This window comes from Pseudomonas idahonensis (assembly GCF_037903935.1).
Lineage (GTDB): Bacteria > Pseudomonadota > Gammaproteobacteria > Pseudomonadales > Pseudomonadaceae > Aquipseudomonas > Aquipseudomonas danubii.
The window spans coordinates 4321281-4345957 of record NZ_CP149586.1; the positions used below are offsets into that span (position 1 = coordinate 4321281).

The window sequence follows — 24677 nt, forward strand, 5'->3', positions numbered from 1 at the left end:
CATGGCCGCTTACGAATACCTGGCCATGTGCGCCGCCGGCAAAAAATCCACCGGCGTGGTGGAAGCCGACAGCCCGCGCCATGCCCGGCAACTGTTGCGCGAGCGCCAGCTGGTGATCCTCAAGGTCAGCGTCGCGCAGAGCAAGCGCGTGCGTGGCAAAGGCTTGCTGCAGGTGTCCGGCGGCGGCTTGAGCAGCGCCGAACTGGCCTTGCTCACCCGCCAGTTGTCGACCCTGGTCCAAGCCGCCCTGCCCCTGGAGGAGGTGCTGGCGGCGGTCGCCGCGCAATGCGAGAAACAGCGGATCAAGAGCATGCTCCTGGCCATCCGCTCCCGGGTCCTGGAGGGCTATAGCCTGGCGGTGGCCCTGGCGGCCTACCCGCGAGCCTTCCCGGATCTGTACCGGGCCACGGTGGCCGCCGGCGAACGCTCCGGACACCTGGGTCAGGTGCTGATGAACCTGGCCGACTACACCGAGGCCCAGCAAGCGGCCCGTCAGCAGATCCAGCTGGCCATGCTCTACCCGAGCATCCTGATGCTGGCGGCCGTGAGCATCGTCGGCTTCCTGCTGGGCTTCGTGGTGCCCGATGTGGTCAAGGTGTTTATCGACAGTGGTCAGGAACTGCCGCTGCTGACCCGGGGCCTGATCGCCAGCAGCGCCTTCCTGCAGGACTATGGCCTGCTCATGCTGCTGGTGATGGCGGCCCTGGTCCTGGCCGCCCGCGGCGCCGTCCGCAACCCGGCCACCCGCGAGCGCTGGCATGCCCTGGTGCTGCAACTGCCACTGCTGGGCCGGCTGATCCGGGCCAGCAACTGCACGCGTTTTGTCAGCACCCTGGCGATTCTCGGACGCAGTGGCGTGCCACTGCTGGACGCCCTGTCCATCGCCAGCGAAGTGGTGGCCAATCAGAAAATTCGTACCGGTCTGAAAGACATTGTCCGGGGGGTACGCGAAGGTATCAGCCTGACCCGGGCCCTGGAACTCAACGGCAGTTTCCCACCGATGATGCTCTACATGATCGCCAGCGGTGAACGCTCCGGCGAGCTGGACAGCATGCTCGAACGCGCCGCCAAGCAGCAGGAAGAACAACTGGCCAACCGCATTGCCTTGCTGGTGGGCCTGTTCGAACCGGCCATGCTGGTGTTCATGGGCGCCTCGGTGCTGATCATCGTGCTGGCGATCCTGATGCCGATCCTCAGCCTGAACCAATTGATTACCTGAATGCGGAACCCCCTACGTGCAGACTCAGAACAAACAACGCGGTTTTACCCTGATTGAAATCATGGTGGTGGTGGTCATTCTCGGGGTCCTCGCGGCCCTGGTGGTGCCCCAGATCATGAGCCGTCCCGACCAGGCCAAGGGCGCCGCCGCCCAGAGCGATATCAAGGCCATTGCCATGGCCCTGGACATCTACAAGCTCGACAACCACCAGTACCCCAGCAGCCAGCAAGGGCTCGAAGCCCTGGTCAGCAAGCCCAGCGGCAACCCGCCGGCACGCAACTGGAACCCCGACGGTTACCTCAAGCGCCTGCCCATCGATCCCTGGGGCAATGCCTATCAATACCGCGTGCCAGGCGCCCGCGGCACGGGCTATGACCTGTTCTCCTTTGGCGCCGACGGCAAGCTCGGCGGTGACGGCCTGAACGCCGAGATCGGCAACTGGGACCGCTGAGCGGTGCAACGCTCCCACGCCAAGGGCTTCACTCTGGTCGAAGTACTGGTGGTGGTGCTGATCATCGCCCTGTCCGCGGGCATGATCGGCCTGATCAACCCCGACTCCGCCAGCCGTCAGGCGCGCCGTGAAGGCGATCGCCTGCTGGCGCTGCTGCAACTGCTGCGCCAGCAGGCGGTGTTGAGCAACAGCGACTACGGCCTGCGCATCGAACCCGACGCCTACTCCGTGCTGCGCCTGGATGAACAGGGGCAGTGGCTGGCCGACCGCGACTGGCGGGCCCAGAGCCTGCCCGACAACCTGCGCCTGCGCCTTGAGGTTGCCGAAGCCGGCCCGGCCCTGGGCCAGGCGGTGAGTCGCAGCGCCCTGCCCCAACTGCTGGTGCTGTCCAGCGATGAAACCAGCGCCTTCACCCTGTGGATCGAGCACCGCAACACTCCGTTGCTGACCCTGTCCAGCGATGGCATACAGGAGCCTCGACTTGAAACCTCGAACTGAGCAGGGTTTTACCTTGCTGGAAGTCATGGTGGCGCTGGCGATTTTCGCCACGGTGTCGATTGCGCTGTTCAGTGCTATTCAGCATGTGGCCATCAACAGCGGCAATCTGGCCGAACGCACCCAAGCCACTTGGATTGCCGACAACTACCTGAATGAACTGCGCTGCGGCATGCAGCCGCGCACCCTTGGGCGCCAGCAACGGCAGGTCGAGTTTGGCGGGCGCAACTGGTGGCTGTTCAGCGAGATCGAAGCGGCCCCGGACTCGCGGTTGCTCAAGGTCAACCTGCGGGTCTCGGCCGAGCAGGACCCGCAACGGGCCCGGCAATACAGCCGCGCGCAGCTGCTGGGTTACATCGAGGCCAACCCATGAACCAGCGCGGCTTCACCTTGCTGGAAGTGGTGGTGGCCATCGCCATCTTCAGCCTCCTGGGGTTGGCGACCTATCAGTTGCTGGATCGGGTGATGCGCAGCGACCAGCGCATCCAGAACCAGGAACAGCAGTTGCGCCACCTGCAACGGGCCCTGAGTCTGCTGGAGCGTGATCTGGTGCAAGTGCAGCGTCACGCCCTCAAGGACGACCACAGCCATAGCCAGGCGCTGATAAGCCAGCATCAGGGGCTGCGCCTGCTGCGCGGCGGCTGGCGCAACCCCCTGGATGCTCCGCGCAGCGATCTGTTGCAGGTCAACCATCGCTTGAGCGACGGTGCGTGGATTCGCGAAACCCAGGGCCTGGAACGAGACAGCCTCAGCCAGGTGCAACCCTTGCTCAGTGGGGTCGAGCTGGTCCACTTGCGCTTCATCGACGCCCTGGGCCAGCCCCATGACAGCTGGCCCATCGGCAGCGAGGCCCTGAGCCTGCCGGCCGCCGTGGACATTGAGCTGAGCGCGCCCGGCTTCCCGCATATCCGCCGGGTCATTCTGCTGCCCGGCGGCGCCGAAGTGGACGAGGACGCACCCCGTGAATAAGCCTCGTGCACAGCGCGGCGTTGCCTTGCTCAGCGTGTTGCTGATCACCGCGCTGGTGACCCTGGTGGTGAGCAATATGCTCGCCCGTCAGCGGCTCAGCCTCGCCAGCAGCAGCCACCTGGTGCAACACCAGCAGCTCTGGCAACTGGCCCTGAGTGGCGAAAGCTGGGCCCGTAGCCAGTTGCAGGAAGATGCCCTCAGCGAAGGCGGCCTGCTGGTGACCCATCTGGGCCAGCATTGGGCCCGACCGGCCCCGGCGTTCCCGATCGAGGGTGGCAGGATTGCGATCCAGATCGTCGATCTGGGCGCGCGCTTCAACCTCAACAGCGCGCTGGTGCAGGACGATGTCATCCCCCGTGCCCGCTACCAGCGGCTGCTGGCCCTGGCCCAGATCAAGCCCCACGACCCGGTGGCGCTGTCGCGCCCTCTTGATCGCCTGGGCCGCCCTTTGCCCCTGAGCGACATCAGCGAGCTGCGACAATTGCCGGAAGTCGACCGTGACACCCTGCAACGCCTGTCGCCACTGGTCGCGGCCTATGAACAAGCCCACATCAACCTCAATACCGCCAGCGCCCTGGTGCTGGCCAGCATCGAAGGCATTGACCTGCCGACCGCCCAGACCCTGGCCCAATCGCGCCCGAGCAAGGGCTATCCCACGGTCGCCGCGTTCCTCGCCAACCCCATGCTCCAGGGCCGGGACATTACCCCTCGCGGGCTGAGCGTCAACAGTCGCCAGTTCCGCGCCACCATCGACGTTGAACTGCATGGCCGACGCCTGCGCCTGGTCAGCGACCTGCGCGTCATGAACGCTGAACAGGTCCGGGTGCAACAGCGCACGCTGCTCCCCGGACCGTCCAACGCCCATCTGCTTACCGAGTAACCATTGATGAGCCATTGGCTTTACCTTTCGCCCCATACCACCGGCGACACACCGTGGCGTTGCCACTGGTGGTCAGCCGGCAGCACGCCCCAGCAAGGCAGCCTGGAACAGGCCGCCGAACAGCTTCGCGAGCATGGATTTGTCCTGCTGCTGCCGATGGAAATGGCCAGTTTTCATCAGGTCAGCGTCCCGGCGCGCAGCGGTCGCTGGTTGCGCCAGGCGCTGCACAGTGCCCTGGAAGAACACTTGATCGACGACGTCGAGCACTTGCACATGGCCCATGGCCCGTTGCGCGAGCGACGTCATTGCTCGGTGCTGATCATCAATCGCGAGCGCCTGCAGCGTTGCCTCAAGCGCCTGGCCGAACACGGACTGCAACCGTCGCGCATGCACATCGATGCCGACTGCCTGCCCCAGGACCGGCCACGAGCCCTGGCCTGGGACGGCCGCTGGCTGTTGGGCGGCAGTGCCCCACTGCGCCTGACCCTCAGCGACCAGGAGCTCGGTGACCTGAATCGGTTGGTGCCGGATGGGCTGCTCTGGCAAGGCGCCCAGGCCCCGGGCATCGACGGCCTGGAACCGCAGCACTGGCAGGTCGAGGAGCAGCCTTGGCAAGTGCTCAGCCAGGGCAGCCTGCAGGCAATCGACCTGTGCCAGGGGCAATTCCAGCGTCGCACCCGCAAAGCGAGGCCCTGGCGCCTGGCGCTACTGGTGCTGGCGATTGCCGGCGGCGCCCATCTGCTGCAGAACATCGGGCACCGGCTGTACCTGGAGCAACGCAGCGACCAGTTGCACGCCGCCAGCCAGAGTCTGTGGCAAGAGCGCTTTGCCGATGAACCGGTTACCGCCGACCTGGCGCGTCAGGTGCGGCTCAAACAACGCCAACAGGTGCAGGAAACACCGGGCGTGGCCCTGCGTCTGTCGCAACTGGCGGAGCAATGGGTCGCCAGTGGCGGCGCGCTGTCGATGATCCAGCGTCTGGATTACCAGGCCGAGGAAGGCTGGAGCCTGCAAGTGAGCGCCCCGGCCTTTGCCGATCTGCAAATGCTGCGCGAGGGCCTGATCAACCAGGGCCTGAGCGTCAGCACCGACTCATCCGTGCGGGACGCTCAAGGCGTCTCCGCGCGCTTTCAAATCAAGGAGTAAGACGTGAATCCATCCAGCGCCACGACTCCGACCAGCACCGCCCTGGCGAACCCACTCCGACAACGCTGGCAGCGTCTGGCAAAGCGCGAACAACGGGCAGTACAAGCCCTGGTGGTCTTCGCTGGACTGACCAGCCTCTATCTACTCTGGCAACCGCAACAACAGGCTCTGGCCCTGGCCGAGCAACGCTATACCGAGGAAACGCAATTGCTTTTAGATCTACAACGGCTGCCCGTCAGCACCTCCGCACTTCGTGGCCCAGTCATTTCCGGTGATGCCCTGCCGGGCATGCTGGCACGCTCCAGCAGCCAGGCCGGGCTCAACCTGGAACGCATGGACCAGGAGGATGAAGGACGGGTCAACCTCAGTCTGGAGGGGCCTCTCAACGGCCTGATCACCTGGATCGACCAGCTGGAGCAGCAGCAAGTCGCCGTGCTGTCGTTCTCCATCGAGGTCAACAAGGACGCCATGGCCAGCGCACGCTTGCAGCTGCACAGCCCTTGAAACCTTGTCACCCTTGAAACCTGGACAACAAAAAGCCCGCCGAAGCGGGCTTTTTTTATTGGCTCAACAACCGGACTCAGTCATCGCGGCCCATGATGCCGAACAGCTGCAGCAGGCTGACGAACAGGTTGTAGATCGATACATACAGGCTGATGGTGGCCATGATGTAGTTGCGTTCGCCGCCATGGATGATGGCGCTGGTCTGGAACAGGATGCACACCGAGGAGAACAGCACGAAACCGGCGCTGATCGCCAACTGCAGACCACTGATCTGGAAGAACAGGCTGGCCAGCACGGCGCCCATCAACACGAAGAAACCAGCGGTGATGAAACCACCGAGGAAGCTCATGTCCTTGCGGGTGATCAGCACGTAGGCCGACAGACCGCCAAACACCAGCGCCGTCATGGCGAAGGCCGAACTGACCACTTCAGCGCCGCCCTGCATACCCAGGTAACGGTTGAGGATCGGGCCGAGCAAAAAGCCCATGAAGCCGGTCAGGGCGAAAGCCGAGACCAGGCCCCAGGCCGAGTCACGGAGTTTGTTGGTGAGGAAGAACAGACCGTAGAAGCCGATCAGCACCACGAAGATGTTCGGGTAGCCGACGCGCATCTGCTGCGCCACATAAGCCATGACACCACTGAACGCGAGGGTCAGAGCCAGCAAGCCATAAGTGTTGCGCAGGACGCGGCTAACCTCTAGCTGCTCGGCCTGCACGCCGTTGTTAACTGCGTAATCCTGTTCGCGCATGGCGACACTCCTGTTGGGGGAAACATTTAGTGGCAAGGATGATAACAGAGGCTCTGTAACTCGCGATGCAGAGAGTTTGACAGTGTGTTTCATTCGGGTATTATGGCGCCCGCAATGCGATCTGGAGGTGTGGCCGAGTGGTTTAAGGCAGCGGTCTTGAAAACCGCCGACTGTAACAGGTCCTAGAGTTCGAATCTCTACGCCTCCGCCAAATCTCAACGAGAAAGCCCTGATTTTTCAGGGCTTTTTTGTGTCTGGGGTTCAGGCTTGTCGCCATTCCACTTAAAGCGTTCCATAACTATTGTGGGCGTGTTCCATAACTAACCCTCCTCCGGCGTCCTGCCGAACAAAAACACACACCACATTGCCACTCGACGCGACACCACCCCGACTGCGCATATAGGGCCCCGTCGACCTCCTCAGTGCCATTGATGTTCAAGCCAAGCGGCGCCATGCCACAGCTCTTCACCACTGAGCGCGCTGATAAATAGAAGCCCACAGGCAGCGCTATGCTTAGGCTCTTAGCGTGAGGGCACAGCAATGTGCGGAAGACTCTCTCAGTATCGCGGTATCCACGACTTCGTTGCTGTCCTGAGCATGCCAGGGGCGCTGGTCAACAGCGTGGGCGACCAGCCCCTGGGACACTTCAATGCGGCGCCGACCCTGCCGCTTGCCCTCTTCCACGTTGTCGCAGACAGGCTATACGTCGACGCCGTGCGCTGGGGATGGCGGCCGCACTGGGCAACTGAGCGCGTCGCACCCGTCAATGCCCGGATCGAAAAGGTCGCCCACGGGCATTTCTTCCGCCAGATCTGGCCACACCGGGCGATATGCCCGATCGACAACTGGTTCGAGTGGGTGGACGAAGGCGGCCCGAAAAGGCAGCCCTACCTGATCCGCCACCACGACGGCTCACCCATCCTCTGTGCCGCGATCGGACAGCTGCCAGCTCCGGATGAAGGCCAGGGCGAGCATGACGGTTTTGTGATCATCACCGCCGACGCCCAGGGCGGCATGGTCGACCTTCATGACCGGCGGCCGGTGGTCCTGACGCCGCAGTTGGCAAGGGAATGGCTCGATCCGGCCACGCCGAAGGAACGTGCCGAGCAGATGGCTCTCACTCAAGGCGAGCCAGCGGAGTCTTTCGCATGGTTCAAGGCCAACCCGCGGGTTGGCAATGTCAGGAATCAGGGGCCCGAACTGATCGAACCGGCCGAGTACAGCGAATAAACAAACGGGCTGACCACTGCCTTGCTGATAGCAAAATAGTATCTAGACTTCAGGGCGCTTCACCTGCATTGACTGGCAGTTCTAGTTAGGTTGTATGGAACAACATAACGACTGTAAGTATTGGATAGCAGTCAATAGCCAGATCAACTAAACCTCAATCTAAAAGGAATATAGAGATGGGTATTACCGTTACCAACAAATCATCGAAAAAGATTGAAGTCTCGATCAACAAATGGGGCAGCGACGGCGACACCACCTTCTTTGGAGTCGACAGCGGCAAGCAGGAAAGCTGGGACCGATCGGACGACCGTGGCTTTGTGTTGTCCCTGAAAAGAAACGGCACCCAGGCGCCTTACTATGTCCAGGCCACGAGCAAGATCGAAGTTGATAGCAGCACCGTGAAAGACCACGGTGAGACTATTCACCCGGTTGCCTAAGGCACTAACAGCAGCCAAGGCTGCCGTCGGCGGCCTTGGCTCAACGTTGATAAGTTGCAACTCCCCTGAATAACCCTTTACTTGTCCGAGCCCACTTTCGGCCCTCAGTTCGACAGGCCGTGCTAATCATCAATTGCTAAGTGAACCTCGACGCGAAACAACCTGGCGCGACCATCCGGTGCCTGCCTTGCTGCGAAGCAAAAAAAACCGGCGAATAATCGCCGGTTTTCATCCCTCGCCGCTGCAGAGGCCTTGAGCGCCCCTGCCCGGCGACCGGATCAGTGCGGTGCGTTGAGGGTCAGGCGCATCTGGCGGTTCACATCCTTGTACAGCAAGTAGCGGAAGCGACCCGGGCCACCGGAGTAGCAGGCCTGCGGGCAGAACGCGCGCAGCCACATGAAGTCGCCGGCCTCGACCTCGACCCAATCCTGGTTCAGGCGATACACCGCCTTGCCTTCCAGAACATACAGGCCGTGCTCCATGACGTGGGTTTCGGCAAAGGGAATAACACCGCCCGGCTCGAAGTTGACGATGTTGACGTGCATGTCGTGACGCATGTCGCTCATGTCGACGAAACGGGTGGTGCTCCAGCGACCTTCGGTGTCAGGCATCACCCGCGGCTCGATGTCCTGCTCGTTGGTGACGAACGCGTCCGGGTAAGGCACGCCGTCGACTTTCTGGTAGTGCTTGCGGATCCAGTGGAAACGCGCTTCGGTGCCGCTGGTATTACGCAGCTTCCAGTCGGCGCCCGGTGGGATAAAGGCATAGCCGCCGGGCTTGAGGACGTGCACCTGGCCTTGCAGGGTCAGGTTGACTTCGCCTTCGACGACAAACAGCACGGCTTCGGCGTTGGGGTCCTGCTCGGGCTTGTCGCTGCCGCCGTTGGCGCCCACTTCCACGATGTACTGGGAAAAGGTTTCGGCGAAACCCGACAGCGGACGGGCGATGACCCACATGCGCATGTTGTCCCAGTGCGGCAGGTGGCTGGTGACGATGTCACGCATCACGCCCTTGGGGATCACCGCATAGGCTTCGGTGAACATGGCGCGGTCGGTGAGCATTTCGGTCTGCGCCGGGTGCCCGCCGTGGGGCGCGTAATAAGTGGTTTTGGACATGGAGACTCTCCTCATTGTTGTTTTGCTGCCCCGTGCCGCAACGCCGCCGGGGTGAACAAATCTGCGAAGCGACGCGCCAGGCAATGCCGCGGATCGCTGCTGGCCACCACGATATCCAGCGCCGCTTTCATGCACAAATTAAATACCGAACTACGGCATATTCATTTATCGAATGCCAAGCGGATTCAGCCACGGGTGTCCTGGGCCAGCACCCGTGACAATACCCGCGCCAGCTCCTTGACCATGGGATCGGCCGCCGGGCGGTGCAGCAGCGCCACCTCGAACACATCCACCGATGGCAGGCCGATGCTTTTGGGCAGCACCTCATGCCCCGCCGTCACCGCCCGCAGCGGCAGCAGGCCGATGCCCATGCCATCGGCAATGGCCGACTGCAGGCCGCTGAGACTGGAGCTGGTGAAACTGATGTGCCAGCGCCGGCCGATGGTTTCCAGGGCATTGATCATTTCATCGCGATACACCCCGCGAGGCGGGAAGGTGACGATGGGCAACGGGTCGAGGTCGATGCAGGGGTTTTTCGCACTGTCCACCCAGCGGGTCTTCTCGGGCCAGCACGCCACGGCCTCACGGCTGTTGCGCAATTGCTTGAGCACCACCAGGTCCAGTTCGCCACGGTCATAACTGCCACTCAGGTCGCGGCTCATGCCGCTGGTGACTTCCAGCTTGACCTGGGGGTAGCGCCGGTTGAACGCCGCCAGTTGCTCTGTGGTGCGCCCCGCGGCGAAGTCGTCCGGTACGCCGATACGCACCGTCAGCGCCACCGTGGCCCCGGACAGTGCCTCGAGCATCTCGTCGTTCAGCGCCAACAGCCGCCGGGCATAGCCCAGCAAGGTCTCGCCGGCATCGGTGGGCAGCACGTCGCGGTTGCCGCGCTCCAGCAGTCGATGCCCGGCCATGTCTTCCAGGCGGCGAATCTTCTGGCTGACGGTGGACTGGGTCGAGTGCAGGCGACTGGCGGCCGTGGTGAAGCTGCCGCAATCGGCCACCGTGACCATGGCGCGCAGCAAGTCGAGGTCGAACAGGCGGCTATTGGGTTTCTCAATATCGCTCATGCAGGTATCTGTTTTCTGAATGCGAGGGTTCTTTCTACCGGTTCTTGCCCCGGGAGACAAATCCATGCGATGGCAGTGGATATGCCATCATGCGCCACCACCGCTCACCCATCCGAGAAGGACATCAGGATGCAGTTCATCCCGCTAGTCGATGCCGATCCCGCCACTCAGGCCCATGTGCGCACGCTGCGCAACCAGGAAGAGGTGCGCAAGTACATGTACACCTCCCATGAAATCAGTGAACAGGAACACCAGCACTGGCTGAGTTCCTTGCCGGGCAATCCGGCCCAGGCGGTGTTTGTCGTCATGGGCAAAGGCCAGGCCCTGGGCATCGTTTCGCTGAATGCCATCAATGCCCGACAGAAAACCGCCGACTGGGCGTTCTACCTGGACGCCACGCAGCAAGGCAAAGGCCTGGGCAGCCTGATCGAGTTCTGGATGCTGGACTACGCCTTCACCGAAGCCGGTCTTGAAAAACTCAACTGCGAGGTACTGGCCAGCAACCCTGCGGTGATCAACATGCACCTGAAATTCGGTTTCCAACAGGAGGGGTTGCGACGCCAGAACATTCTCAAGGATGGCCAACGCATGGACGTGGTCCTGCTGGGCATCACCAAAGCTGAGTGGCAGAGCAAGCGCCCGACGCTTGAGCCCCTGATCGCCCGCCTCGGCAGATAAGCCGCCAAGGCGCCCGACGGTGCTTGCCACGTATCGGGCGCCCTGTCCTGGACAGGAGCAAGCGGCGGATCAGCCCTTGTTGCGGTTTTTCGCCCCGCCCTGGCGCGCCTTGAAGCGAGGGTTGGATTTGCAGATCACGTAGATCCGCCCGCGACGCTTGACGATCTGGCAGTCGCGGTGACGGTTCTTGGCTTCTTTGAGGGAGGACAGGACTTTCATGGGAGAGGCTCCTTGGGGTGATTTCAAAACGTAATAACATATCTTATTTGCAAACAAGAATAATTATCAACATCAAATCAAGCCCCCCTCGAAAGAAGGTTCAGCTGGCGGCCTAGAGCATTGGCTCTAAAGATCAGCGCAAAGCGGTCGTTATCTTTTATTCACCCCACTCAAGGATGCAGTGACATGGAAATAAACAACCGTCCCCTCCCGCCACTGACCGCCGGCGGCTCCCAGCCCGGCATCAAGCTGCCTGACTCGGGCAAGGTGCTGACCCCTCCGCCCCTGACGGCGGAACAGAAAGAGGCGCTGGAAAAACTCAGAGACAAGGCCAAGGAACAGCCTCAGCCACCGGTCACGGTCACGGCGCCAAAAACCTCATTGATCGACGAAGTCGTCTGATCCGCGCCCCCCGGATGGCCACGGCCGTGCCTTGGCCACAGGCAAAAAACACCGGGCAGGTGACCAAACCTGCCCGGTGCCCGACGACCTGTCGTGTTGCTGCAATCGGCCTCAGCCCAGACTGTTGAGGCACACCACCTTGGGCTGGGTCATTTCCTCATAGGCAAAACGCACCCCCTCGCGGCCCAGGCTGCCGTACTTGAAGCCGCCAAACGGCATGGCATCGAAACGGTAATCGGACGAATCGTTGATCATCACCCCGCCCGCCTCGATCCGCCGCGCAGCGTCCATGGCGGTGCGCAGATCGTTGGTGAAAATCCCCGCATGCAGGCTGTATTCGGGCTGGTTGGCCAGGGCAATGGCCTGATCCAGATCGTCGAACGGCTGCAAGACCACCACTGGCGCAAAGACTTCGTCCTGCCACAGGCGACTGCCATGGTCGACATTCTCCAGCACCGTGGCGGCGTAGCAGGAACCCCGGCGCTGATGCCCGCAGAGCAGCCGAGCGCCCTGCTGTAGCGCTTCATCCACGACCTTCTGCGCGTTCTGTGCCGCCTGCAGGCTGATCATCGGCCCGATATCCGTGCTGTCGGCCAATGGGTCGCCACTGACCTGCTCCCGGGCCAGGCGCACAAAGGCCTCGCGAAACGCCTCATAGATCGAGGCCTGGACCAGCAGGCGCTGGGTGCCGATGCAGTTCTGCCCCGCCGCCCAGAACGCCCCCGACACACAGCTCTGTACCGTGGCCTGCAGATCACAATCGGCCATGACGATCACCGGCGCGTTGCCCCCCAGGTCCATGGCCAGCTTCTTCAGGCCGGCGCTGCGGGCGATCTGCTCACCGGTGACAAAGCCGCCGGTGAAGGAAATCATCCGCACCTCGCGCGCCGCCACCAGGGCCTTGCCCAGCTCCGCGCCGCCGGTGGCCAGGGTCACCACCGAAGCCGGCAGCCCGGCATCGCGCAAGTAGTCCACCAGCTTGATCGCCGACAGCGGCGCCAACTCCGACGGTTTGAGAATCACCCCGTTGCCCCCGGCGATGGCCGGGCCCAGCTTGTGCGCCACCAGGTTCAGCGGATCGTTGTAAGGGGTGATCGCCAGAATCAGCCCCAGAGGTTCGCGAGAGAACCAGCCCTGGCGGTTTTCCGAGCCTTCATAGGCATCGAACGGCAGCACCTCGCCGGCATTGCGCTTGGCCTCTTCCGCCGACAGCTTGAGGGTATTGACGCAACGTTTGACCTCCTTCTGCGCCTGCTTCAGGGTCTTGCCCGCTTCGTCGACGATCAGCCGGGCAAAATGCTCGGCGTCGCGCTCGATGTTCAAGGCCGCCCGCTCCAGAATCCTCGCCCGCTGATAACGCGGCAGCGCAGCGCAGTCCTTTACGCCCTCGCGGGCCTGCTGCAACAGGTACGGCACGGCACCGGCCTCAAAGCGTGGCACCGCACCAATGACGCGGCCATCGAAAGGGCTGCAGACGTCAATCGAATCGGCGACCGGCGCCAGGCGTGACAGATTCATGGGCAGGCTCCTAGCGGCTCGAGCGCGACTGGTGGATGTGGATGATGTCCGAGAGCAAGGCAAAGGCGGTCTCGATACGCCCGGCGCCCGGCCCGGACACCGTCACCGCACCCAGCAGTTCGGTGTTGAACGACACCGCGTTGATCGCCCCGGAAATACCCGCCAGTGGATGGGCCAGCGGCAACAACCGCGGCTCGACGCTGGCCTGCAGCGAACCATCGGCCAGGCGTTGGGCCGAACCGATCAGCTTCCAGCGCGCACCCTCGGCCCGAGCCTGCTCCAGGTCCGCCGCCGTCAGGCCGGAGATGCCCCGGCAGCTGACATCGCTGACGGTCAACTGTGCACCGAGCAGCTCGTTGGCCAGGATCACCACCTTCAAGCGCACATCAAAGCCTTCGACATCCGCCGTCGGATCAGCCTCGGCATACCCCAGGGCCTGAGCCTCGGCCACCGCCTCGGCAAAGCCCAGTCCGCCTTCCATGCGGGTCAGAACGAAATTCGAGGTGCCGTTGAGAATGCCCTCGAAACCCAGCAGCTCACTGCCGGCCAGGGACTGCTGGGCCAGACGGATCACCGGAGTGCCGCTCATCACCGCGCCCTCGTATTCGAAGGCCGCCTGATTACGCTGGGCCAAAGCCTTGAGCTCGGCGCCGTGCAGGGCAATCGGCCCCTTGTTGGTGGTCACCACATGCTTGCCCTGCTCCAGGGCCCAGCGGCAGAAAGTCGTGGCCGGCTCGCCGTCCACCGGATTGGTGAAAGTGGCCTCGGCAATGATGTCGGCGCCAGAGTCCTTGATCACCTGCTCGTTGAGCGCCTCCACCTGGCCGCCGGGCAGTTGCGCCAAAGCGCCTTTGGTCGCTGGCAGCTGGCTCAGCAAGCCGGCGTCCAGTCCCTGGGGAGCAACGATAGAGCCGAGGAACAGATCGCTGACACCAACGATTTTCAAACTGAAACCCAGCTGTTTTTTCCATGCCTGATTGCGCTCGGCAATCAATTGCGCCAGGGCCCGATTGACCCCGCCGAAGCCCACCAGGGCGATGTTGTATTCAGTCATTTTTGTTGTGTTCCATCCGGGTTGAGAAGCTGATGGACACAAGGTTAGGGGGCTGGCCCGGGCAGTGAAATATGCCGTTTTGCTGTATTTACTGAGCATTTTGCCCAGCGCCCGTGACAGCTGCCGAAGGCTGCGCTCACGGGCGCTGGCTACGCAAAACCCGCAACCAAGGCTGCCCCTGTAGCCGCTGCCGAAGGCTGCGATCGGCTCCGCAGGAGACGCCAAACCTGGCGGTGCGGCCCATCAGGACAACACACAGGGTTCCATTCATCGCAACATGCTGATTGACGGCGCAGGAAGGTCCTTCGACCCTTTTCGCAGCCTCGCCTAAGGCTCGGCAGCGGCTACAGGGATTGCTGGGGCTATAGATCGTGTAGCCTCTGCCGAAGGCTGCGAACAGGCCTTGGGCCCGCAGCGAGCCCACCAACGCTGAAGCCCCTTCGGGCCTTTTCGCAGGCTGCGCCAGCGGCTACAGGAGGCCAGAAGATCCGGCTCTGCGCTCAGGCCACAGAGGACAAAACAAAGGACGTCACGGTATTTTCCACCCCAGGCAAGGCGGCGATGTCATTCCACACCCGGTGCACCCGCTCCGCACTGGCGGCGCTGACCCGCACCAGTACATCGAACTCGCCGCTGAGCACTTCGCACTGGACGATCTCCGGCATCGCCCGCAAGGCCTGCAATACCTCGGCGCCGCGCATGCGGTCGTAGCGGTAGACAAAGATCAGCGCATTGATCCGGGTCTCCGCCCCGCGCCCCTCGCCCAGGCGAATGGTGTAGCCCTGGATCGCGCCGTCGCGCTCCAGGCGTTCGATGCGCTGGCGCACGGCATTGCGCGACAGGTTGACCTTGGCCGCCAGCTCGGCGTGGGCGGCCCGGGCATTGAGGGTCAGTTCGGCCAGGATGCGCTCGTCCAGAGGATCAAGAATCCGCTTCATGGGCTCACCTTGCACCGGCCCATCACCAGGACTCCAGGCAGTGCAGCAGCGCGCCAAAGTCATCCGCGGCCAGCGTCTGCCACTGCAGCGTCGAAGGCGGTGCCACCGGCTCCTGCGGCAACCCGGGGAGGCCCAGCGAACTCAGCAGGCGCGCCGACTTGGCCGGTGCAATCTCCCCCAGGGTGACCATCGGTGCCACCAGGCTGCGGCGGTACAGGCGCGCCGCCAGGACGCCGGTGGCGGCATGGGGATCAATGACGTAGCCGGTGTCCCGGTACAGGCTGACGATCTCCTTGCCGGTCTCTTCATCACTGACCGAATAGGAGTCGATGATCATCCGCGCCTGCAGCCAGGCCTCGTTGTCCAGGGTCATCTCGCCGCTGTCCTCGAAGCCCTGCATCAGCGCCGCCACCGCCTGCGGGTCCTGGCCATACAGTTCCCAGACCAGGCGCTCCAGGTTGGCGAACAGCGACAGGTCCATGGCCGGCGACAGACTCTGGCTGGCCTGCCCCCGGAAATACTGGTTCTTCAGGAACAGTTGGTGCAGGGCGTCATTGCGGTTGGTGGCCACGATCATCTGGGTGATGGGCAGGCCCATTTTCTGCACGATGTAGCCGGCATAGACCTCGGCGAAACTGGCCGCCGGTACGCTGAAGCCGATGGGCCGCTGGCCCCCGCCCAGTTGCAGCACGGCATGGAAGTACAGCACCAGCTGGGCCATGACCCCGACCCAGTTGCTGGAGTTGAAGCCGATCACCTCGTGCTCGGCCAACGGCCACTGGCGCAGCAAGCGGCTGACCAGGGTCTGGCAATCATCGAAGCTGCCCTCCACGGCGAAGCGCCACAGGCCCGGGTGGTGCGCCGCCTGCAACTGCCGCCCTTGCTGTTCCGGCACGCCGTGCTGCGGATAGAACACCAGCACTCGCGTCTGCGGGCAGTCCTTGAAGGCCTCGATGGCCGCCAGCCCGGTGTCGCCATTGGTGGCTCCCACCAGCACCCCGGCGCGCTGCCGGCGCTGGAGAAAGTAGCCCACCAGTTGGGCCTGCAGGCGTGCGGCAAAGTCCTTGGCCGAACCGCTGGGGCCATGAAACAGCTCCAGCAGCCATTCGTTGCGATCGATCTGGCGCAGCGGCGCCACCGCGCGATGGCCAAAACCGCTGTAGGCCTGGCCAAGCAGATGCTTGAAGTCGGCCTCGGGCAGGCTGTCGCCGACAAAGGGACTGAGCACGCGAAAGGCCAGTTCGGGGTAATCCAGGGTCGACCAGTTGGCGATTTCCTGGGGGCTGAAACTCGGCAGTTGCTGCGGCACATAAAGCCCGCCATCGGCAGCCACGCCAGACAGGACCACGGTTGCAAAATCCACCTGCTCGGTGGCACTGCGGGTACTCACATAACGCATGCTTGGCTCCGGCCAGTCATTTGTAGCGATGGGCCTGCTCCACCAGCCAGGTGGAAAACTTCAGCGCATCGGGGTGTTGCTCGGCGTCAGCGCCGCGCACCAGATAAAAGGATTCGCTGGCCTCGATACGCTGCTCGAAAGGCTCCACCAGACGCCCGTCGGCCAGCATTTCAGCAACCATCGAGGAACGGGCCAGGGCCACGCCCTGGCCCAGTTCGGCCATACGCAGGGTCGAGATCAGGGTGTCGAACTGCATGCCCCGGGACGAGTCCACGCCACTGGCGCCAGCGCGCTTGAGCCAGTAGCCCCAGCCCTCCTCATAGCCCAGTACATGCAGCAGTTGATGCCGGGCCAGATCGTCCGGCACCTGCAGCGGCAAGCGCGCCAGCAAGGCCGGGGCGCAGACCGGGAACAGGCTGTCCCAGGTCAGGCGCTGGGCCACCAGCCCCGGCCAGTGGCCGCGGCCCCAGCGGATCTCCATGTCGTCCTCGCCGTCCAGTTCCTTGACCCAGATATTGCTGATGTAGCGCAGGTCCACCTGGGGCTGGGCCTGCTGGAAGGTCACCAGCTTGGGCGCCAGCCAGTGGACGAAGAACGCCAGGCTGCCGCGCACCTTGATCGGCCGGTGCTGGTGCTGGCCGAAGATCTCGTTGGTGCCCACCGCCAGCCGGGTGATGGCGTCCTGCACCACCGGCAGGTAGGAGCGCCCTTCCTCGGTCAGGTCCAGGCCCCGGGGCAGGCGCTTGAACAGCGCTACCCCGAGGTGGCTTTCCAGTTGGCGGATCTGCTGGCTCACCGCACCCTGGGTGAGGAACAGTTCCTCGGCGGCGTGGGTGAAGTTCAGGCAGCGGGCGGACACTTCGAAGGCGCGCAGCCAGTTCAGCGGGGGCAAGCTTTTCTGCTTCATGGCCTGACTCTCATGGACACCCTGGAGACCGCTCCCGTTCTTCAGCCCTGAAGGGCATCGGACGAGCGTGCCAGAGGTGCCAGGGCCAGGCGCCGCTGGCGGCTACTGCGGGTAATGTAATACACGAAGTAGCACCAGGCGATGAAGGGCACACCGAAGTACAGGGCCACCCGCTGCTCGGGGTCGAAGCCGATGCCGACACAGGCCAGGGCGCAGCAGAACAAGGCCCCCAGCGGCACCCAGGGGTAGCCGCGGACACGGAACTTAAGCTCGCGCACATCACCGCCATTGGCCACGTAGTGACGGCGAAAAGCGATCTGGCTGGCGGCGATGCTCATCCACACCACCACCACCGCCAGCCCGGAAATCGACACCAGGGCCAGGTAGATGGTGTCCGGGGCGAACACACTGCTGAGCAACGAGGCCGCACCGCCGGCCATGCTCACGATGATCGCGTTGAGCGGCGTGCCCATGCGGGTCAGGGCCGAGAACTGCTTGGGCAGGTGGCCCTGGTCGCTCAGGGTCCAGAGCATCCGCGAGGCGGCGTACAGCCCGGAGTTGGCGGCGGACAGCAGCGCGCTGATGATCACGAAGTTCATGATGTCCGCCGAGTACGGAATGCCGATGTAGGTGAACACCGTGACGAACGGACTTTCCACCAAACCGGCCTGCTCCCGGGGCAACAGGGTGGCGAGGACGAAGATGGTGCCGACGAAGAAGATCGCCAGGCGCAGCACCGTGGTGCGGATCGCCCGTGGCACATTGCGTTGCGGGTCGCGGGTTTCACCGGCGGCAATGCCGATCAGCTCAGTGCCGGAGAAGGCGAAGGACACCGCCAGCAGAGTCATGGCAATCGGCATGAAGCCGGTGGGGAACAGCCCCTCGCGGGTGAAGTTGCTCAAGCCGATGCTGTGGGCCTGATCGATGTTCAACAGGCCCAGGATTGCCCCGCCACCCACCACCAGGAACACCAGCACGGTGATCACCTTGACCAGCGACAGCCAGAACTCGGTCTCGGCGAACAGCCGCACCGAGACCACGTTGGACAAAAACACCACCAGGGCGAACAGCGCGCTCCAGATCCACACCGGGGTGTCGGGAAACCAGCGGGTCATGAGGATACCGGCGGCGGTGAATTCCGAGCCGATGGCCACGGTCCAGGTCAGCCAGTACAGCCAGGCTACGGTGTAGCCGGTGCCAGGGCCGAGAAAGCGCGTGGCGTAAGTGCTGAAGGAGCCGGTCTCGGGCATCTGCACCGCCAGCTCGCCGAGGCACATCATCACCATGTACACCATCAGCGCGCCGATGATGTAGGCGATCACCGCACCCAGCGGGCCGGCCTGGTTCACCGTGTAGCCGGAAGTGAGGAACAGCCCGGTGCCGATCACCCCGCCGAGGGCGAGCATGACGATGTGTCGGGTCTGCATTTCTTGCTTGAAGCCGCCGCGCAAGTCGGTCTGTTGTTCTTGTAGGGACATGATGGTTCTCATGAAAGTTGTCAGGGCAAGTCTCAATTTCTGCGACTGTGGAAATGGGCAGAAAACAAATCGGATGCCACCAGGTTTTTATTGTTATTCCTCTTCATGAAGCCCCCACGGGCTGCCTTGCTGTGGGGGTGTTGCGCGCTCTTTCAGTGGGCGACCTCGGCCCGGGTATTCAGGGAAGGGACGGCGCCGGGCGCCGGGTTGTGCTTGAGGGATTGGCGCAGCCAGGCGAAGGCCTGTTGCAGGTCGGCCAGCAGGTCGTCGGTGTCTTCGATGCCCACCGAGATCCGCACCAGGCCTTCGGAAATGCCCAGGGCCTGGCGCTCTTCCAGGGTGTTCTCCACATGGCTGGTGGTGCGCGCCGGGCCGTAGATGGTTTCCACCGCCCCCAGGTTGCCGGCGCAGTGGGCGTAGCGCAGGCGCGGCAACAGCAGCTTGACGCTGTCCATGCCGCCCACCAGGACAAAACTGACGATGGCGCCGAAACCGCGCATCTGCGCACAGGCCACGGCGTGGTTCGGGTGGCTGGGCAACCCTGGGTAGTTCACCGCTTCCACCAGCGGCTCGTTGAGCAGGAACTGCGCCAGTTGCGCCGCGCTGTGCTGTTGCTGACGCATGCGCAGGGCCAGGGTCTTGATCCCGCGGATGATCAGGTAGGCCGAGAACGGATCGAGGCTGGCGCCGTTGATTTCCCGGTAATGGCGCACCTGGCTCATCAGCGCTTCGCTGCCGCAGGCCACGCCACCGAGCACGTCGCCGTGACCGCTGAGGAACTTGGTGGCGCTGTGGATCACCACATCCACGCCCAGGGCCAGGGGGTTCTGGTTCAGCGGCGTGGCAAAGGTGTTGTCCGCTACCACCAGGGCGCCGACCTTCTTCGCCGCACTCACCAGACGCTGGATGTCGACGATCTTCAGGGTCGGGTTGGTCGGGGTCTCCAGGTACAGCAGGTCGCAACCCTGGGCGATCTCGGCTTCGATCTGCTGCTGGTCGAAGGTTTCGCAGAGGGTCACGGCCACGCCCATGCGCGGCAGAAATTCCTCGAAGATCTTGTTGGTGCCGCCGTAGCTGTCCTTGGTCGACACCACCCGCTGGCCGTGGCGCAGGAAGCTGTAGAGCACGCCGCTGATGGCTGCCATGCCGCTGCTGAAGGCCACCGCCGACTCGGCGTTTTCCAGGTCCCGCAGCTTGGCTTCCAGGGTCTCTACCGTGGGGTTGCTCATGCGGCTGTAGATAAAGCCCGGGGCCTTGCCCAGGGCCACGTCATACCACTGGTCGATGTCGTCGTAGCCATAGGCGGCACTGGCGACAATCGGCGTTTGCGTGGCGTTGTAGGGATGACGGATCTGCTCCCCGCCCCAGACCACTCGAGTGGCGGTCCCGGGATTTTCCAGCCCTGTGCGTTCAGGTTTTTTATTCATTGCAACGGCTCACCATAGAGGGCGCGCGGCCTGTTGCCGCGCTGGATCTGGTGGCCAATATAGAGAAAAGCCCAAGCCCCGAGAAACGATGTTATCGGGGCCAAAGGGGCGGTTTTTTTAATGCCTCGTCGGCCGGGAAAACGCCCATCGCACGGAGATTTTCAAGCCGCCCTTGCGCGCCGGCCATGCACCTTGCGAAGCTGACGACCGCCTGATCGAGCGCCCCACACCACCACCAGGAACGGCCATGAACCGCACCGAGCACCTGGGCCTGATGGCCCGCTACAACCAATGGATGAACGCCAAGCTGTACAACGCCGCCATGAGCCTGCCCGAGGGACAGATCGTCCTCGACCGCCAGGCGTTTTTCGGCTCGATCCTCGGCACCCTCAATCACCTGCTGGCCGGTGACACCATCTGGCTCAAGCGCTTTGCCCAACACCCGACGCAGCATCCGGCGCTGGCCCCACTGCAGCAGGTGGCCCTGCCCCAGGACCTCAAGACCCTGCTGTTCCCAAACCTCGACGGGCTCTGGCAGCAGCGCCAATGGCTGGACCAGTTGATCCTGGATTTCAGCCAGTCCCTGAGCGACGCCGACCTGGACAGCAGCCTGCATTACACCAACACCCGGGGCGTGGTCGCCGAGCGCAATGTGTATGCCCTGCTGGTGCATTTTTTCAATCACCAGACCCATCACCGGGGCCAGGCCAGCACACTGCTGACCCAAGCCGGCGTGGACATCGGCGATACCGATCTGCTGCTGTTGATTCCATCAGCGCTCTGATCGGGCGCCGATTATTTATTCGAGCCTATCTAGCGTGTGCCCCAGGCTTCTGCGACGATGCGCGCGGCAAAAATCTGCTCGCTAAGGAATGGCATCATCAAAGCCCTCAACGCTGTACTTCTGTTATCCGCAATATCCCTGACGGGCTGCGGCACCCTGATCGCCCGCACGCCCAACGCCCATAGCGGCTACGACTACTACAAAGGCACCCAGGCCAATATCGAGCTGCTGACCATGCGTGGCTCCAGTGGCTATGACGGCTACGCCACGGTCTTCTGCTGGGTCAGCATCGTCTGCCCGGTGGTGGCCATCGTCAGCCTGCCGGTGGATGCCGTGGCCGACACCGCGCTGCTGCCCTATGACGCGATGAATCACTGATTCGCGCCCGACCCTGTTTCGCCCCTGCGTGGAAGCCCGACCATCCGAATCCTCCATTACCTGTTGTTGCTCAACACCCTGCTGCTGTCCGGCTGCGGCACCTACATGACTCGCGGCAATGCCCTGGATTTTCGCGACGACCGCTACTACCGTAGCGTCAAGACCAACGCCCAAGTGCTCACCGGCTATGACATGGGCTACGCACGCATGATCACCGGCGGCTGCTGGGTGACGGTGGTGTGCCCGATCCTGATGATCGCCAGCCTGCCCCTGGATGCGGCGCTCGACACCGTGCTGCTGCCCTACGACGCGTTCCAGCCGGAACGGCCCAAGCGCAACAGGCACGTGAAGAAGAAGGAGATTCCCGAGGAAGACCTGCCGGCATTGCCCATCAGTGCCGAGGTGCAAGACCCAACGGCCCACACCCCGCCCATCACCCCGCAGGCTGACTGACCCCCTTCAGGCGGGCATGCGCCGTGTCTTGGCGCAACCGGGCTACGCCTGATCCGACGCGCACAGCGCTGCCCTGCGCTGCTCCAGGCAGCAGCGCCGCCCCAGCCGATCCACCTGCGGGCGACCGAACAGATAGCCCTGCCCCCACTCGCCACCACAGGCGGTGGCCAGGTTCTGGTCGCTGCCCGTCTCCACCCCTTCGATGATCACGCACGGCGCCAGGGTCTTGCACAGCTGCACCAGGTGGCTGAGGGTCTGGGCGCTGTTGAGTTCGCCACGGGCACGCTGGATGTAGCCCTTGTCGATCTTGACGATGTCCGGCCGGGTCTGGCGAATGAACTCCAGGGTGCCCAGGCCCGCGCCGAAATCGTCGATGGCCACCCGGCAGCCCATTTCGCGCAGGCACAGGACGAATTCGCTGGCCGCCTCGATGCTCGGCGGCGTGGCGCTTTCGGTGATCTCGATCACCAGTCGCGCGGCCACTGAAGGTGAGTCGCGCAGCACCTGCAGAATCGGCAACCAGAAGCCGTCGATGATCGCGCTCTGGGCGGAAATGTTGCAGCCCAGGCGCAGGCGTTCATCACGGTGCAGCGCCTCGATCACGCAGCGCACCACGCTGTGATCGAGCTCGCGCATCAGTTGGTGTTTTTCCAGCAGCGCCAGAGGATAGACTTCGCCGCCCTGGGCATCGATGTGGCGCAGCAAGCCTTCGTGGTACAGCACCCGGCTGCTGTCGGGCAGCCACACCACCGGCTGGAACGCCAGCATCAGGCGGCCCTGGGCCAGTTCACGATAAAAGTCTCTGACGCTTTGCATGACAACTCCCCGGGCAAGACAACGGCACCCTCGCGGCGAACCGGATGCGACGCGCTGGCCGTCACCCTTCCCAAGGGCCCTGGCCGAGCATGATCGACCCTGGCACAGGCCTTGAGGAAGTGTTCCTGGATACCTTTCGCTTGTCCTCGGAAACGCGCGGCACTGCCGAATCGTCTGTGGCCCCGTGTTTATTGCAATCATGCCAATGGCCTCTCCGATATCACTTAGCCATCAGTCCAGGAAGACCTATGCATAGAATGACCAGCGCCAGCTTTCGGGTGCTTGCCGATGTCATGAATGAGGGCGGCGCCCACGTCGAAACCTTGCTCAAGCAATTGGGCAGCAGCCTGCGGGATGTGTATGAAAACCCCAAGGGCGTGAGGCTGGAACTGGTCTATCAGGTGATACAGGAAGCCGTGCGCCGCACCGGCAAGCCGGACCTGGGCCTGCTGGCCTACAGCAAGGCCCATCCGGCCAACCTGGAGGCATTGGGCTATGCGGTGATGTCCTGCGCCACCCTGGGCATCGCGCTGCAACGCCTGGTGGATTACCACGCGCTGATCAGCAACGGCTTCTGCATGTGCCTGGAACGCAAACCGCAGATGCTGACCCTGATCGGCTTCGACGTGGCCAGCGAACCCTCGATGATGCCCCGGGCCTTTATCGACGCCGGCGCGGCCCAGACCCTGGGCCTGCTGCACTGGCTGTTGCCGCAGCACAAACTGCGGCCCCTGGCGGCCACCTTCACCTACGAGGAGCCGCTGGACACCGGGTCACTGCGCCAGCTGCTGGGAGACAACCTGCAGTTTTGCGCGCCCTACAACAGCCTGTCCTTCAGCAGCCAGGATTGCGCCATTGCCCTGCCCACCGCCGACCCGGCCCTGGATGTGCTGCACCTGGAGTACGCGCGCAATCGCCTCAACCTGCTGCACAACGGTTCGATGACCGCCCGGGTCCGCCGAGCGCTGTCCGAACGCCTGGCCCAGGGCGCGCCGAGCGACCTGCCGAACATTGCCCAGATCGTCGGGGTCAGCACCCGCAGCCTGCAACGCCGCCTGGGCCATGAAGACGTGCATTTCTCCGCCTTGCTGGACGAAGCCCGCTTGATGCTGGCCCACAGCTTCCTGCGCAACTCCATGCGCAGCGTCAAGTACATCGGCGCGCTATTGGGCTTTCGCGACCAGAGCAGTTTTCACAAGGCCTGCCTGCGCTGGTTCGGCATGACCCCGGGGCGCTACCGCGAGCAGTGAGCCGCGGGAAACGACAACGCCGAGCGAAAGCTCGGCGTGAAGGGAACGCAAGGTGGATCAGTGAGCGGCCAGCTGCGGCTGGACTTGCGGCATCGCCGAGGAGTGATGGTTGAGGATCTTCCACTGGCCATCGATGCGCTCGTACAGGAAGGTGTAGCGCGCCTGGACCTTCTCGGCCTTGCCCGACGCATCGGTCAGGGTGAAGGTGTAGACGCCGCTGTCCAGGGCGGCATCGGGGCCCAGGTGACGGATTTCACGGTAGTTGATCTGCCCCACCGGCTTGGACGCCAGGAAGTGCTCGAAGTAGTCCTGGATCTGTGCGTGAGTGCTGCGCACCTGGTTCGACACGGTCGGCTGCAAGACCGCGTTCGGTGCATACAGGCTCACCACCGACTGCGGGTTGCCGGTCTGCAAGGCGCTGTTCCAGCGATCGAACAGGCCGGCGATCTCGCGGTCCTGGGCCGCTTGCGGCTGCTCGGCAACGGCGCTATAGACATAGGGCTTGACCTCGGCGGCCACCGCCAATGGAGCGGTGAAGGCAAAAAACAGGGCCAGGGCAGTGGTTTTCAGTTTCATACGATTTCTCCAGTGGGTTTCAATGAGCCACACTTTGCCCATCGCCGTCGCCCGCGCCATCGGCCAACTGGAGCTTTTGGCCTATGCCATTTGGCAGATAGGCGTGACGTGCAGCAGCGGGTCTAATGCCCGCTTT

The 24677-nt window shown here is 63.4% G+C and carries 29 protein-coding genes and 1 tRNA gene; 17 read left to right on the forward strand and 13 right to left on the reverse strand.

Annotated elements, in window-relative coordinates:
* Position 1: 1 nt before the first annotated feature.
* Genes gspF through gspM form a run of 8 tightly spaced genes read left to right on the forward strand, consistent with a single transcriptional unit; the run spans position 2 to position 5664 of the window.
* Entirely contained in the window at positions 2-1219 is a 1218-nt protein-coding gene (gspF, locus tag WIN67_RS19420; protein ID WP_268561589.1) for a type II secretion system inner membrane protein GspF, read from the forward strand.
* A gap of 16 nt (positions 1220-1235) precedes the next feature.
* A complete protein-coding gene (gene gspG / locus WIN67_RS19425) occupies positions 1236-1670 on the forward strand; it encodes a type II secretion system major pseudopilin GspG (RefSeq protein WP_102864804.1) in 435 nt (144 codons plus the stop codon).
* 3 nt (positions 1671-1673) lie between these two features.
* The gene (gene gspH / locus WIN67_RS19430; protein ID WP_180988460.1) at positions 1674-2168 is read left to right on the forward strand and encodes a type II secretion system minor pseudopilin GspH; all 495 of its coding nucleotides are present in this window, start codon (positions 1674-1676) and stop codon (positions 2166-2168) included.
* Positions 2152-2538 carry a type II secretion system minor pseudopilin GspI gene (gene gspI, locus WIN67_RS19435; protein WP_258381458.1) on the forward strand — a complete coding sequence of 129 codons (387 nt, stop codon included), beginning with the start codon at positions 2152-2154 and terminating at the stop codon, positions 2536-2538. Before gspH ends, gspI begins: the two co-directional genes overlap by 17 nt.
* Positions 2535-3134: a type II secretion system minor pseudopilin GspJ gene (gene gspJ / locus WIN67_RS19440; RefSeq protein ID WP_110596063.1), complete on the forward strand. Its 600-nt coding sequence runs from the start codon at positions 2535-2537 to the stop codon at positions 3132-3134. Before gspI ends, gspJ begins: the two co-directional genes overlap by 4 nt.
* On the forward strand, positions 3127-4014 hold the full coding sequence (gspK, locus tag WIN67_RS19445; protein WP_339069893.1) for a type II secretion system minor pseudopilin GspK: 888 nt from the start codon (positions 3127-3129) through the stop codon (positions 4012-4014). Before gspJ ends, gspK begins: the two co-directional genes overlap by 8 nt.
* 6 nt (positions 4015-4020) lie before the next feature.
* On the forward strand, positions 4021-5160 hold the full coding sequence (gspL, locus tag WIN67_RS19450; protein WP_339069894.1) for a type II secretion system protein GspL: 1140 nt from the start codon (positions 4021-4023) through the stop codon (positions 5158-5160).
* A 3-nt stretch (positions 5161-5163) separates the two neighbouring features.
* On the forward strand, positions 5164-5664 hold the full coding sequence (gene gspM, locus WIN67_RS19455) for a type II secretion system protein GspM (RefSeq protein WP_306399161.1): 501 nt from the start codon (positions 5164-5166) through the stop codon (positions 5662-5664).
* A gap of 76 nt (positions 5665-5740) precedes the next feature.
* Here gspM and WIN67_RS19460 read toward each other — a convergent pair whose 3' ends face one another.
* Complete coding sequence (locus tag WIN67_RS19460; RefSeq protein ID WP_011062013.1) at positions 5741-6412, reverse strand: Bax inhibitor-1/YccA family protein; 672 nt, start codon at positions 6410-6412, stop codon at positions 5741-5743.
* Between the two features lie 123 nt (positions 6413-6535).
* On the opposite strand from WIN67_RS19460, the gene WIN67_RS19465 reads away from it, so the two are divergent.
* From WIN67_RS19465 to WIN67_RS19475, 3 genes are all read left to right on the forward strand, one after another.
* A tRNA-Ser gene (locus WIN67_RS19465) sits at positions 6536-6623 on the forward strand.
* Positions 6624-6952: 329 nt separating this feature from the next.
* Entirely contained in the window at positions 6953-7642 is a 690-nt protein-coding gene (locus tag WIN67_RS19470) for an SOS response-associated peptidase family protein (protein WP_339069895.1), read from the forward strand.
* A 176-nt stretch (positions 7643-7818) separates the two neighbouring features.
* A complete protein-coding gene (locus WIN67_RS19475; RefSeq protein ID WP_102881716.1) occupies positions 7819-8079 on the forward strand; it encodes a hypothetical protein in 261 nt (86 codons plus the stop codon).
* Between the two features lie 278 nt (positions 8080-8357).
* Here WIN67_RS19475 and WIN67_RS19480 read toward each other — a convergent pair whose 3' ends face one another.
* Both WIN67_RS19480 and WIN67_RS19485 read right to left on the reverse strand, forming a co-directional pair.
* Positions 8358-9194, reverse strand: a complete 837-nt coding sequence (locus WIN67_RS19480) for a bifunctional allantoicase/(S)-ureidoglycine aminohydrolase (protein WP_102881717.1) — start codon at positions 9192-9194, stop codon at positions 8358-8360.
* A 185-nt stretch (positions 9195-9379) separates the two neighbouring features.
* Entirely contained in the window at positions 9380-10264 is an 885-nt protein-coding gene (locus tag WIN67_RS19485) for a LysR family transcriptional regulator (RefSeq protein ID WP_102881718.1), read from the reverse strand.
* 129 nt (positions 10265-10393) lie between these two features.
* Here WIN67_RS19485 and pseH point away from each other — a divergent pair, with 129 nt between their 5' ends.
* Positions 10394-10942, forward strand: coding sequence for a UDP-4-amino-4,6-dideoxy-N-acetyl-beta-L-altrosamine N-acetyltransferase (pseH, locus tag WIN67_RS19490; RefSeq protein WP_339069896.1), 549 nt, complete (start codon positions 10394-10396; stop codon positions 10940-10942).
* Positions 10943-11011: 69 nt separating this feature from the next.
* On the opposite strand, the gene ykgO is transcribed toward pseH, so the two are convergent.
* Positions 11012-11161, reverse strand: a complete 150-nt coding sequence (gene ykgO / locus WIN67_RS19495) for a type B 50S ribosomal protein L36 (RefSeq protein WP_011062095.1) — start codon at positions 11159-11161, stop codon at positions 11012-11014.
* A gap of 186 nt (positions 11162-11347) precedes the next feature.
* Here ykgO and WIN67_RS19500 point away from each other — a divergent pair, with 186 nt between their 5' ends.
* Complete coding sequence (locus tag WIN67_RS19500) at positions 11348-11563, forward strand: hypothetical protein (RefSeq protein WP_060844058.1); 216 nt, start codon at positions 11348-11350, stop codon at positions 11561-11563.
* Positions 11564-11674: 111 nt separating this feature from the next.
* Here the strand turns inward: WIN67_RS19500 and WIN67_RS19505 are convergent, their stop codons facing one another.
* From WIN67_RS19505 to WIN67_RS19535, 7 genes are all read right to left on the reverse strand, one after another.
* Positions 11675-13081: an aldehyde dehydrogenase family protein gene (locus WIN67_RS19505; protein WP_339069897.1), complete on the reverse strand. Its 1407-nt coding sequence runs from the start codon at positions 13079-13081 to the stop codon at positions 11675-11677.
* A 10-nt stretch (positions 13082-13091) separates the two neighbouring features.
* The gene (locus tag WIN67_RS19510) at positions 13092-14135 is read right to left on the reverse strand and encodes a homoserine dehydrogenase (protein ID WP_102881723.1); all 1044 of its coding nucleotides are present in this window, start codon (positions 14133-14135) and stop codon (positions 13092-13094) included.
* A 500-nt stretch (positions 14136-14635) separates the two neighbouring features.
* Positions 14636-15073 (reverse strand): Lrp/AsnC family transcriptional regulator, encoded by a 438-nt coding sequence (locus WIN67_RS19515; protein WP_102881724.1) that lies wholly within the window; start codon positions 15071-15073, stop codon positions 14636-14638.
* 22 nt (positions 15074-15095) lie between these two features.
* On the reverse strand, positions 15096-16472 hold the full coding sequence (gene thrC, locus WIN67_RS19520; RefSeq protein ID WP_339069898.1) for a threonine synthase: 1377 nt from the start codon (positions 16470-16472) through the stop codon (positions 15096-15098).
* A gap of 16 nt (positions 16473-16488) precedes the next feature.
* On the reverse strand, positions 16489-17379 hold the full coding sequence (locus WIN67_RS19525) for a LysR substrate-binding domain-containing protein (RefSeq protein ID WP_110652790.1): 891 nt from the start codon (positions 17377-17379) through the stop codon (positions 16489-16491).
* A gap of 41 nt (positions 17380-17420) precedes the next feature.
* Positions 17421-18857 carry an amino acid permease gene (locus WIN67_RS19530; protein ID WP_102864785.1) on the reverse strand — a complete coding sequence of 479 codons (1437 nt, stop codon included), beginning with the start codon at positions 18855-18857 and terminating at the stop codon, positions 17421-17423.
* A gap of 152 nt (positions 18858-19009) precedes the next feature.
* The gene (locus WIN67_RS19535; protein ID WP_272753803.1) at positions 19010-20284 is read right to left on the reverse strand and encodes a cystathionine gamma-synthase family protein; all 1275 of its coding nucleotides are present in this window, start codon (positions 20282-20284) and stop codon (positions 19010-19012) included.
* A gap of 247 nt (positions 20285-20531) precedes the next feature.
* Here WIN67_RS19535 and WIN67_RS19540 point away from each other — a divergent pair, with 247 nt between their 5' ends.
* From WIN67_RS19540 to WIN67_RS19550, 3 genes are all read left to right on the forward strand, one after another.
* Positions 20532-21068, forward strand: coding sequence for a DinB family protein (locus WIN67_RS19540; protein ID WP_110596081.1), 537 nt, complete (start codon positions 20532-20534; stop codon positions 21066-21068).
* A 57-nt stretch (positions 21069-21125) separates the two neighbouring features.
* Complete coding sequence (locus WIN67_RS19545; RefSeq protein WP_110596082.1) at positions 21126-21446, forward strand: YceK/YidQ family lipoprotein; 321 nt, start codon at positions 21126-21128, stop codon at positions 21444-21446.
* Positions 21447-21509: 63 nt separating this feature from the next.
* Entirely contained in the window at positions 21510-21899 is a 390-nt protein-coding gene (locus WIN67_RS19550; protein WP_339069899.1) for a YceK/YidQ family lipoprotein, read from the forward strand.
* A 42-nt stretch (positions 21900-21941) separates the two neighbouring features.
* Here WIN67_RS19550 and WIN67_RS19555 read toward each other — a convergent pair whose 3' ends face one another.
* Positions 21942-22715: an EAL domain-containing protein gene (locus tag WIN67_RS19555; RefSeq protein ID WP_102881731.1), complete on the reverse strand. Its 774-nt coding sequence runs from the start codon at positions 22713-22715 to the stop codon at positions 21942-21944.
* 248 nt (positions 22716-22963) lie between these two features.
* Here WIN67_RS19555 and WIN67_RS19560 point away from each other — a divergent pair, with 248 nt between their 5' ends.
* Positions 22964-23965: an AraC family transcriptional regulator gene (locus tag WIN67_RS19560; protein ID WP_102881732.1), complete on the forward strand. Its 1002-nt coding sequence runs from the start codon at positions 22964-22966 to the stop codon at positions 23963-23965.
* Between the two features lie 57 nt (positions 23966-24022).
* Here the strand turns inward: WIN67_RS19560 and WIN67_RS19565 are convergent, their stop codons facing one another.
* The gene (locus WIN67_RS19565) at positions 24023-24541 is read right to left on the reverse strand and encodes an SgcJ/EcaC family oxidoreductase (protein WP_102881733.1); all 519 of its coding nucleotides are present in this window, start codon (positions 24539-24541) and stop codon (positions 24023-24025) included.
* Positions 24542-24677 lie beyond the last annotated feature (136 nt).